General features: G+C 70.8%; 7 protein-coding genes. 5 read left to right on the forward strand and 2 right to left on the reverse strand.

Features of this window, described 5'->3' with window-relative positions:
- Positions 1-17 precede the first annotated feature (17 nt).
- On the reverse strand, positions 18-2,699 hold the full coding sequence (locus IT371_22330) for an HDOD domain-containing protein (protein ID MCC6750418.1): 2,682 nt from the start codon (positions 2,697-2,699) through the stop codon (positions 18-20).
- Positions 2,700-2,801: 102 nt separating this feature from the next.
- Here IT371_22330 and IT371_22335 point away from each other — a divergent pair, with 102 nt between their 5' ends.
- Positions 2,802-3,695: an alpha/beta hydrolase gene (locus IT371_22335; GenBank protein ID MCC6750419.1), complete on the forward strand. Its 894-nt coding sequence runs from the start codon at positions 2,802-2,804 to the stop codon at positions 3,693-3,695.
- A 45-nt stretch (positions 3,696-3,740) separates the two neighbouring features.
- Here IT371_22335 and IT371_22340 read toward each other — a convergent pair whose 3' ends face one another.
- The gene (locus IT371_22340) at positions 3,741-4,721 is read right to left on the reverse strand and encodes a hypothetical protein (protein ID MCC6750420.1); all 981 of its coding nucleotides are present in this window, start codon (positions 4,719-4,721) and stop codon (positions 3,741-3,743) included.
- A gap of 195 nt (positions 4,722-4,916) precedes the next feature.
- Between IT371_22340 and IT371_22345 the strand changes: the two genes are divergently transcribed.
- The 4 genes from IT371_22345 to IT371_22360 all read left to right on the forward strand — a co-directional run bounded on the left by IT371_22345 (position 4,917) and on the right by IT371_22360 (position 9,493).
- On the forward strand, positions 4,917-5,762 hold the full coding sequence (locus tag IT371_22345) for a PhnD/SsuA/transferrin family substrate-binding protein (protein ID MCC6750421.1): 846 nt from the start codon (positions 4,917-4,919) through the stop codon (positions 5,760-5,762).
- A gap of 21 nt (positions 5,763-5,783) precedes the next feature.
- Positions 5,784-8,120: an MMPL family transporter gene (locus tag IT371_22350; GenBank protein ID MCC6750422.1), complete on the forward strand. Its 2,337-nt coding sequence runs from the start codon at positions 5,784-5,786 to the stop codon at positions 8,118-8,120.
- Positions 8,121-8,145: 25 nt separating this feature from the next.
- Positions 8,146-8,634 carry a hypothetical protein gene (locus tag IT371_22355; protein ID MCC6750423.1) on the forward strand — a complete coding sequence of 163 codons (489 nt, stop codon included), beginning with the start codon at positions 8,146-8,148 and terminating at the stop codon, positions 8,632-8,634.
- Between the two features lie 157 nt (positions 8,635-8,791).
- Entirely contained in the window at positions 8,792-9,493 is a 702-nt protein-coding gene (locus tag IT371_22360) for a hypothetical protein (GenBank protein MCC6750424.1), read from the forward strand.
- Positions 9,494-10,204: the final 711 nt, after the last annotated feature.

Consider the following 10,204-nt stretch of genomic DNA (forward strand, 5'->3'; position numbering starts at 1 on the left):
GCTCGCGCCGCACTACGTCAGGAACGGCGCAGACCGCGCAGGGCGGCCACGGCCTGATTACGCAGCTTGTCAAAGAAGGGCAGCTCCTGGCGCCGCAGCGCGGGGCAATCGGCGTAGAGCAGCCCCATCGGACGCATGGTCACGACGATCGGGTAGGCGAGAAAGGCCTGCGCATCGAAGGTGTTTCGATACCAGTTGGGGATCGCGCGCGCCTGTTGGGGATCCCGGCAGTCTTCCACCACCACGTCCCGCTGCTCGAGGATCGCCCTGGAGAAGAGGTCCCCGCCGCGCGGATCCACGGGCACGGCCAGCTGACCGAGGAGGGCCTCGACCCCCTCACCCCGTCCCCCCCGCGCGAGGAGCGCCGACCGGTCGGCCGTGAGCAGAAAGAGGACCACCCGGCCGAAGGTCAGCCCGTGATACGCCGTGTCCAGGATCAGGCCCAGGGTCCCCTCGACGGGGGCGGAGGTGCGCACGGCCTCGGCGATCTGCCCGAGCCCCTCGTGCAGCACCGTGGCCCGGCTGGCCGCGTGACGCGCGCCCTCGGTAGCACCCGGCCGCGGCGTGGGGGTTGGCGCGGCAGTGCGTTCGCTCTCGGCCTGGCGCTGGGCCAGCCAGGCCCCCGCGCGCTTCACGAGCCGCGAGGCTCCCCAGTCCAGGTCCACCACCTGGGCCGTGCGCTCGTGCAAGACCCGGAGCGAGAGACTCACCAGCTTGAGCACCGCGGGCGCGTCCACGCCGAGCGCCGCGCGGTAGCGTGCGAGGAGCGCGTCGAAGGTCTGGGCCGTCTGCTCGCCGGGCGGGGCGCCCAGGCTCGAGACCAGCTCGCGCGCAAAACCCACCACTGCGCGCAGCCGGAGCGTCTCGTCGGCCCGCTCGAGCTCCTCCGGTGGCAGGCTCCGCATCCCCTCCACGAGAGGTGCGGGCAGGCGCCACCTCGAGGCCATGCCCACGCTCACCGCCTCGAACGAGGCCCCGAGCACGAGCCGCGCGGCCGCCGTCTCGTCGAGACGCTGCGCGCCCATGCGGCGGCGCACCTCCGCGTGACGCTCGGGCAGGTAGTGCAGGATCAGGTGCCTCCCGAGGTTCGAGAAGAGCCCCACGAGGAAGGCCTCTTCGTGGACGGTCAGGCCCACCTGCGGGGCCAGGAGCTGCGCCGCGAGCGCCACGAGCAGCCCGTGCACGGCGCTGTCCGTCAGCTCCTCGGCGCGCGTCCCGAGGGCCGGAAAGAGCGCCGCTCCGACGGCCGCCGTGCGCACCGGCTCGTAGCCCAGCATGACCACGGCGCGCGAGAGGCTGCGGATGCGTCCACCGTGCCGCCCGAAGTACGCGGCGTTGAGCAGACCGAGGAGCTTGCGCGACGAGGTCCCGTCCTTGAGCACGGTCTGGGCGAGCTGCCGCGCGGAGAGATTTCCTCGCTCGTCGGCGGTCGCCGTCGCCGCGAGCCCCTCGAGGACCGGCGGGAAGTGTCGCTTCTCATGCATCAGCCGGTCGAGCGTCTCGAGGAGCGCCGCCAGCGCCACCGGATCGTCCTCGGTCGGGACAGGGACCGGCAGCGGCGTGCCGAGGAGCGGCGTGCCGAGAAGTAGCGTGCCGGGGAGCGGCGTGCCGGGAAGCGGCGCGGCGGGAAGCGGCGCGGCGGGGAGCGGCGTGCCGGGGAGGGCGAGCGTCGCCGATTCGGCCAGCCCCACCTGCGCGCGGTCGAAGCCCGCGGCGATCACCCGCGCCGACGGAGCGGCGGCCAGACCGACCGTCACCGAGCCCGCATCCACCGGCACCGGAGTCGCTGCCGCGGCCCGCGGCTCCTCGCGCCGGAGGGGAGCCGAGGCCGGCTCGCCCGAGGCCAGCCCGATCGCCTCGGCGTAGCGCGCGGCCAGCTCCGCCGCCGAGGCCGGACGCTCCTCGGGGAGCTTGGCCAGGCAGCTCGCGACGAGCTTCACCACCGCCTCGGGGGTCTCCGGGGCGAGGCCCGCGAGCGGCGGCGGCTCGTCCCGCAGGTGCATGGCCAGCAGGATGGCCTGCGACTCCGAGAGAAAGGGCGGTCGCCCCGCCAGCATCTGATAGAGCAGCACGCCCACGGCGTAGAGATCGGTGCGCGGCCCGACGCGGTCGGTGTGCCCCGCCGCCTGCTCGGGGGCCATGTACTGCGGCGTCCCGACCACCATCCCCGGCTGCGTCATGGTGACCTTCTGCCCCTCCGCCTCCGTGACCTTCGCGATGCCGAAGTCCAGCACCTTCAGCGCGAGCGGCTGCCGGTCGAGGACGAAGATGTTCTCCGGCTTGAGGTCGCGGTGCACGACGCCGAGCGCGTGCGCCGCCTGGAGCGCCTGACAGAGCTGCTCCAGGTAGGGCCAGGCCTCGACCGCGCTCAGCCGTCCCCGCTCGAGGAGCACCGCGCGGAGCTCGCGCCCCGCGAGCCACTCCATGATGCAATAGAGCGCCCCCTCCTCCGTCTGACCGAAGTCGTAGATCCCGACGATGTTCGGGTGCTCGAGGCGCGCCACGGTCTTGGCCTCGACGAGAAAACGCTCCGTCAGCCCCGGGAGGTGCGACAGGTGCGGGGAGAGCACCTTGATCGCCACGCGCCGCCCGATCGTGCGGTGCTCGGCCAGGTAGACCGAGCCCATGCCCCCTTCGCCCACGAGGCTACGCACCTCGTAGTTGCCGATGGTCGCGCCGATGAGCGAGCTGTCGGTCACGCCTGGTCAGGCTCCTCGACGGGGCTGGGCCCGCGCCTTCATGCTACGGCACGCCCTCTCTCGCGGCAATTCGCGCCGCGGGCTGTGGCATACTGGAAGCGCATGCCCCTCCGCGGAATCGAGCAGCGTCGCATCACGAGCTTCGACGGGACCTCCATCGCGTACCAGGTGCGCGGCGACGGACCGGCGATCGTCCTCTCGAACGGCCTCGGCGGCTCGTTCGCCGCCTGGCGCCACCAGTACAGCCTCTTCGGCCCGCACTACAAGGTCCTCTCCTGGGACTACCGGGGGCTCTACCGCTCGGCGCGGCCGGCCTCGCTCGGCGCGCTCTCGGTGCCGGACCAGGTGCGCGACCTGGAACTCGTGCTCGCCGCGGAAGGCGTGGAGCGCGCCGTCTTCGTCGGCTGGTCGATGGGCGTGCAGGTGAACTTCGAATACTACCGCCGCCGCCCGGACCAGTTCGCGGGGCTCGTGGTGCTGAACGGCACCTTCGGGCGCCCGTTCGAGACCGCCTTCGGCGCCCCCGGCGTGCGCCTCCTCATCCCCATGCTCCTCTCCGCGATGCGCAGGGGGGCTCCGCTCGTCGAGCAGGGGGCACGAGCCGCCGTGGGCTGGAACGGGCTGATTCCGGCGATCCAGCGCCTGGGCCTGGTGAGCCACACGCTCGATCATCAGGTCTTTCACGACCTGGCCAAGGAGTTCTCGAGCCTGGACTTCGAGGTCTACGCCGAGACGATGCGCTTTCTCGGCCAGCACGACGCCGAGGACGTGCTCGGGCGCATCGCCGTGCCGACGCTGGTGCTCACAGGCTCGAAGGACGTGATGACGCCGGTGAAGACCGCGCGCCGGATGATCGAGGCTATTCCGCGGGCCGAGCTCGTGGTGCTGAAGGGGGGCACGCACTACACCGCGGTGGAGTTCCCGGACCTCGTGAACCAGCACCTGCGGCGCTACCTCGGCCAGCTCGACTACGGGCCGCTCGCCACGCGCGGCTGAGCCTTCCCGGCCGGCGAGGCGCGCGGTCCCGGCCGACAGCCCGCCTCAGTTCGTGAACCGCGCCAGCCAGCCCAGGATGTTCCCCCAGAGCACCTTGACCTGCGGCAGGCTCTTCCACTCCGAATCGAACTCGATCCACTCGTCGCCGAAGACGAAGACCCGACCCTTGCCCCGCACCTGGGCCATCCCCGCCGGCCCCTTCGCCGCCGGCAGCTCGCAGACCACCGTGTTCGTGCCCCCCGTCACCCCCGCCACCTCGGCCACCGGGAAACCCCCGTTGAAGGTGATGCTCGTGATCCCCTGGCTGATGGCGTGCGGCTTCCAGCTCGTCACCGGACCGTTCGCCAGGCCCCCCTTGTACTCCAGGCCCAGCTTGACCATCAGGCTGTTCGGGCGCGTGGTGTCCGTCGAGCCGCCCGTGTAGCCCGACATGGACATCAAGCCGCCGCCCGCCTCGACCCACTGCCGCAAGAGGTCGGCCTCGGTGGCCGTGTAGTCCCGCACGAGGCGGTCCAGGATGATGATCGAGTACTTGTCGAGCAGGGTCTGCGTGAGCGCCTCCTTCGGATCGGTCTGCGCGCGGTCCACCCCGTTCACGCCGTTGCTCTTGAGCCAGGCCTGAAAGTCCGACGACCCGAAGGTTCCGGCGAGACCGAAGAGGGCGATCTTCAGGCAGTCGTAGATGCCGTCCTTGCCCACGTCCACGTCGTCCACGAGGCCGTTGCAGTCGTTGTCCTTGCCGTCGCACACCTCCGTGGCCGGGCTCGTCGGAACGCACGCGTCCGAGCCCTTCGCGTCGCCGGGCATCGCATCGCCCGCGCGCCCGTCGACTGCGCTCGCGTCCGCCTTCGCCGCGTCTGCCCCGCGCTGGTCCGCCGTGCGACTGTCCGCGAACGCCGCGGCGTCGACGCTCGACGCGTCGGGGGAGATCGCGGAGTCGATCTTCGTGCCGCCGTTCGTCGAACAGCCCTGCCCGACCGAACCCAGCACCAGAAACACCGCCCAAGTGACGCTCAGCGCACGCATCGGCACCATCCTTTCCTCTCGAGGCGCCAAGTATTCCCCCCAATCGGTGCTCCGACAAGCCCCCGGACTGGCCCGTCCTCCGACGGAGCGGTCCGTGCCGCCACGCACAAAAATCGTGTCTTCTATTTCGCGCGCCCCGCTGTATGGTAAGCGCAGCTCGCTTCGCCCACGAGGAAGGAGGGTCGCGCTCAGCCCATGCCCACCACGCTCCGCTTCGTCGCCACCCTCGCGCTCCTCTCGCTTCGCCCCGGCGGCGCGCCGCTCGCCCTGGCCGGCCAGGGAGACTTCGCCGTCTTCGTCACCCGCCTCGGCGGCGACGCGAAGGCGGCCGAGCCTTACCTGGCCAAGTTCTCGACCTTTCTCGAGGGGGCGATGGGGTGGCCGAAGGGCGCTGCCAAGGGCACCTTCCTCGCCACCAAGAAGGAGTCGCTCGCGCTGCTCGGCAAGGGGACGACCGGCTTCGCGGTGGTGGAGCCCACGCTCTACTTCGAGCTCAAGGCCTCGCAGAAGCTCGTCCCGCTGGTCCAGGTGGAGAGCAAGGATCTGGTCTCGAAGCGCGTGCACGTGGTGGTCAAGGACCCGGCGCTCTCCTCGCTCGCAGCGCTCAAGGGCAAGCGCCTGCAAACGCCGCTCGCCGACTGGCCCGCCTACCTCTCGAAGGTAGTCTTCGAAAAGAAGCTCGACGCCGCCACGCACTTCGCGCTCAAGCGCACCGGCCAGGCGCTGAAAGGGGTGCGCGCCGTTCTCAAGGGGCAGGCCGACGCCACGCTGCTCGACGACGATCAGCTCGCGCAGGCCAAGAAGATGGAGGGCGGAGCGGCGCTGCGATCGATTCACACCTCCCCCGCGCTCCCGGGCGTGCTCGTCGTGGCGCTCTCGACCCAGCTCCCCCCGCCGGCGCAGAAGAAGCTCGCGAAGCTCCTCCTCGGCATGTGCGGCTCGGGCAAGGGGGGAGAGATCTGTAAAGAGATGATGATCTCCCGCTTCATCCCCGTGGACGCGGCGACCTTGAAGAAGGCCGAGCAGCGCTTCGGCGAGTAGTCCCCCCGGAAGGCGAGTCGAATGCACCGCTTCTTCCGCTTCGTCGTCGCCAAGCGCTACTGGGTCGTCGCGCTCTACGCGCTCCTCCTCGTCCCCGCGGCGTACCTCGCGATCAAGGTCGAGCACGACAACTCTCTCGACCGCCTGGTGGTCCAGAGCGACCCCGACTACATCGCCTCCAAGGGGTTCGAGAAGGTCTTCGGCGCGGGCGAGTACGTCGTGCTGCTCGCCGAGGCCAGCGACCCCTTCGCCCCCGCGGTGCTCGCCCGCGTAGACGAGCTCGAGCGGCGGCTCGGCACGATCCCCGGGGTCAGCGCGAACTCCGCTATCTCGGTCTTCCGGCGCGCCAAGGCGGGCTTCTCCCCGGACGCGGCTGGCGCGGCGGCCTTCAAGACCTTCGCCAAGGGCTCGCCCCTCTTCTCGCAGCAGGGGCTCGTGGGGCGCGACTTCCTGGCCGTCGCCCTCGTCATGTCCGTCACCGGAGGCCGCGACCGCACCCGCCTCGTGACGCAGATCGACGAGGTCCTTCGCCCCTACGAGGCGCAGCTCGCCCCGCTCGCCGCCCTGCGCAAGGTGGGGCAGCCGTACGTGAACACCTACCTCGACGCGGACACCAAGCGCGCCTCGCTACGCTACTTCCCGCTCTTCATGGTGTTCGTGATCGTGCTCAACGTCCTGCTCTATCGCTCGGTGCGCACGCTCATCGCCTTCATCGTCACCCTGGGCGTGAGCGCCGCCTTCACCGTGGGCTTCATCGGCCTCGTCGGAGGGACCTTCACCATCACCTCGTCGCTCGTGCCGATGACGATCCTCATCACCTGCACGGCCACGCTGGTCTACATCCACTCGCGCTTCGTCGAGCGGCCCGAGGGGCGGCCGGTCGACGAACACCAGATCGACGCGCTCTCGAACAAGTTCCTCCCCTGCACCGTCTCCATCGCCGCCACCGCCGTGGGCTTCGCGGCGCTCGTGGTCTCCAAGATCCGCCCCATCCGCGAGCTCGGCCTCTGGGTCGCGGCGGGACTCGTCTTCACCTGGCTCGCGGTCTTCACCCTCTTCCCGGCGCTGCAGCGCCTCCTGCGCACTCCCACGCAGCAGGAGCGCAAGATCGCCGGCCAGTGGTTCGTGAAGCTCTGCCAGTGGCTGCCGTTCTGGTCGTATCGCTACCGCTTCTGGCTGGTGCCCGGCTCGCTCCTCGTCTGCGCGCTCGGCCTCGTCGCGCTCTTCGGGCTCCCCGGCGGCGCGCTGCCCCCCATGCGGCTCCTCACGAACGCCGTGGAGTACATCCCGCACGACTCGGCGCTCTACAAGGACACCAAGGCGCTCGAGAAGAAGATCGCCGGCCTCGCGGTCGCGGAGGTGTGGCTCAAGGGCAAGCTCGGCGCGGTGACGGAGCCCGGGACCCTGCGCGCGCTCGACTCCTTCGAGGAGCGGCTGCGCGCCGAGCCCACCGTGGGCGCGGCCATCGGCCCGACGACGGTGCTGCGCATGCTGCGCTACGCGGGGGGAAGCGGCGACGCGCTCCCCAAGGACGACGAGGAGCTCGAGCAGCTCTCGGACAGCGTGGAGACCCTGCTGCCGCGCGAGCCGATGCTCCAGCGCTTCTTCGAGCGGCCGAACCTCTCGCAGACGCACGTCTCGGTGATCACGCGCATCGAGGACTACGAGGGCTTCGTCGAGCTCCGGGCGCTGGTCACGCGACACTTCAAGGAGACCCAGGCGGCCTTCCCCGCGCTCAAGGAGTTCACCTTCGAGCTGGCGGGGACCGCGCCGCTGCAGGCCAAGATCGCGCACTACATGGTGCCCACGCTGGTGGAGAGCTTCGGCCTGACCGTGGCGATCATCTTCGGCACCTTCCTGCTCGTCTTCCGCAGCGGCGCGGCCCGCCTGATGGCCATGATCCCCTCCCTCTTCGCCATCCTGGCCATGTTCGCCTTCATGAGGGTCACCGGCATCTTCCTCAACGTGGCGACGATCCTCATCGCCTCCACCGTGCTCGGAACCAGCGAAAACGATCAAATCCACTTTTTCTATCATTTCCTGGAACGCAAAGGGGCCGGCCCGCGGAGCACGCAGGAGGGGCTCGAGCACACGCTCTTCGTCTCGGGGCGCGCGATCTTTTTCGCCACGCTGATCAACGCCGGGGGCTTTCTGGCCTTCGCGCTGGCCGACCTGCCCCCGATCCGGCAGTTCGGCATCCTCTCGGCCCTCTCCTTCGTGCTCTCGATGATCGCGGCCTTCACGGCCCTCCCCGCGGCCCTCTGGCTGGTCTACCGGCAGCGCCCGGTCGCCGCGTCGGAGGGCTCGAAGGACGCGAAGGACTCGGAGCCGGGCAGCTCGAGCCACGCCGAGGCGTAGGATGACCCGGAAGGACCCCTCGACCATGACGACCCGCCTGTGCACCGCGACCCTCGCCACCGCCCTCTCGCTGCTCGGCGCCCGCCAGGCCGCCGCCGACCCCGCGCCCCGCGAGAAGCTCGCGCTCGAGGGGCTGCACCTGCTCGTGCGCCGGGCCACACCGCCGCAGCGCTACGTGCACTTCCGCGTGACCTTCGTGCGAAACGGACTCGAGCTGGTCGGTTGCGAGACGATGAGCCGCATCCTGGCCTGCCGTAAGACGCGCCGGGTGATGGTCCCCGCCCCGGCCGCAAGCACCTTCGCGCGCCTCTTTCGCAACGCCACCGAGCGGGCGATGCCCTGCCGGCTGCGCCTCTCGATGGCCGACTGGCAGGAGGCCGAGCTGACCTGGAAGACGAATTCCTGGCGCGGCAAGATTCCACCGCGCGAGCTGCCCGAGGTCGCGCGCTGCATCCCCTATACGACCCTCGTCCGCTGGCTCCTCGCGCAGTGGGACGCGCCTCCGGCGCCCTGACCTCCTCACGCCCCCTCCGCCTCGGATTCGGACGTCGCCACCGATTCTCGACGAGACCGCGCGCGGCGCCACGCCCAGGGATCCCGCCGCGACGCGGGCTTGACGGTCCGCCCCTCGGTGGCACCCGGCTTGCTCTGCGCGGCAAAGGGAGGATCTCATGCGCCGCACGTTTCATCGTCGACTCGGACTCGCTTCGCTCCTGTTCGCGGGAGTCCTGCTCGCGGGAAGCGGCCTCGTCCGCGCCGAGACCCGCGCCGTGCGCGAGGCCCAGAGCTACGCCCAGCAACACGCGCTCCCCTCGCGCTGGGTGGACGCCGGACCCGCGCACCGTCGCACGCGGCGCCTCTTCGTGGCCGTGACGCCGCAATCCTTCGCCAACTTCGAGGGCCGCTTCCATTCGCCGAACGGCTACGTGGGCCTCTGCTACACGGCCAACCACCTCTGGATGGGGGTCGAGCCGGGAACCTGCTACGCGTGGGGGCGCAACAGCCCCGAGCACGTCGCCTATTACCGCTGGGAGGACGGGGCGCACTTCTTTCCGGTGGACCTCGCCGGGCAGAAGATCCAGCACCTGCTCGGCTGGCTGGCCCCGCGCCGCAACACGCCCCTCTACAGCGGCAATTGCATGGAGTGGCTGCCGAACGCCGAGGTGGCGCCGAACCTGCCGCTCTTTCACCTGTTCGGCATTCGGCGCTCCAAGGACGGGCCGAACATGCGGCGCAAGATCGTGCACGCGGCGAACGGCACGGTGGACGTGGTCGGGATGTGCGTCCGGGACGCGGCGACCTTCAACGCCATGAGCGACGCGCAGCTTCTGGGCGCGCCCCCCTCCGGCGGGACCGACGACGCCGCGCGGTAGCGCTGGCGCGGACAAAAGGAACCCCCGAGAGCAGGCACGGGGCCTCGAGGCGGTATGGCTTCCGCGCTCTCGGGGGTGCGGTGACGCTGGGAGTATCTAGATCAGAGGACGCTCCCAGCGGCGTCGATGCCACCGACGCCGCATGATGATTCGCTGACCTAGAACGTCGTCACCTCGCTCGCCATACAATTACCGTCGATCAACGGATCACCTCCTTTCTCGGCGTACGTGGCGGTTCCCAGGAGCCGCCAGAGCCGTCCCTGGGCCGCCGAAGCCCCAGAAAGCGGCGCCACGTGCAAGGTCCCACCATGGGCTCGCCCGGGGAGGAGGAGCTGCTCCTCGTTTTCCAGTATGCACGAGGGGCGCGGGGCGAGCCAATCGGGCCGTGCACGCCGCACAGGGCGGGCGAGGTCTCCGGATGGAAGAGACCGGTGAGGGCCTAGGGCGCTCGTGACGCGGGCCCTGGCGGACGCCGCCCGGGCCTCGCGTCACCTCGCGCCCACCGGGGCCCCGGTGATCGCGGTGTAGGCGTGGCGGGTGAACCGCGCGCGCGGGCTCACCCCTTTCTCCGCCTCACCCGAGCACACCGACAACGGCAGCGGCGCGGCGGGTCAAGGCCCCCGAGCGCAGCGTCCGTAGGCAGCAGCGCCCGCCAGGGCGCTGTCGCCGGAGGTCCGCAGCCCCGCACGTCGCGCCTCTCGCAGGTCCCCC

This window comes from Deltaproteobacteria bacterium, from assembly GCA_020848905.1.
In the GTDB taxonomy this organism is placed as follows: Bacteria; Myxococcota_A; Polyangia.

Bases quoted from the DNA above. Each gene is read 5' to 3' on its own strand.
- IT371_22345 (MCC6750421.1), top strand. From the start codon at position 4,917: ATGCCCACCACGCTCCGCTTCGTCGCCACCCTCGCGCTCCTCTCGCTT.
- IT371_22355 (MCC6750423.1), top strand. From the start codon at position 8,146: ATGACGACCCGCCTGTGCACCGCGACCCTCGCCACCGCCCTCTCGCTG.
- IT371_22335 (MCC6750419.1), top strand. From the start codon at position 2,802: ATGCCCCTCCGCGGAATCGAGCAGCGTCGCATCACGAGCTTCGACGGG.
- IT371_22340 (MCC6750420.1), bottom strand. From the start codon at position 4,721: ATGCGTGCGCTGAGCGTCACTTGGGCGGTGTTTCTGGTGCTGGGTTCG.
- IT371_22360 (MCC6750424.1), top strand. From the start codon at position 8,792: ATGCGCCGCACGTTTCATCGTCGACTCGGACTCGCTTCGCTCCTGTTC.
- IT371_22350 (MCC6750422.1), top strand. From the start codon at position 5,784: ATGCACCGCTTCTTCCGCTTCGTCGTCGCCAAGCGCTACTGGGTCGTC.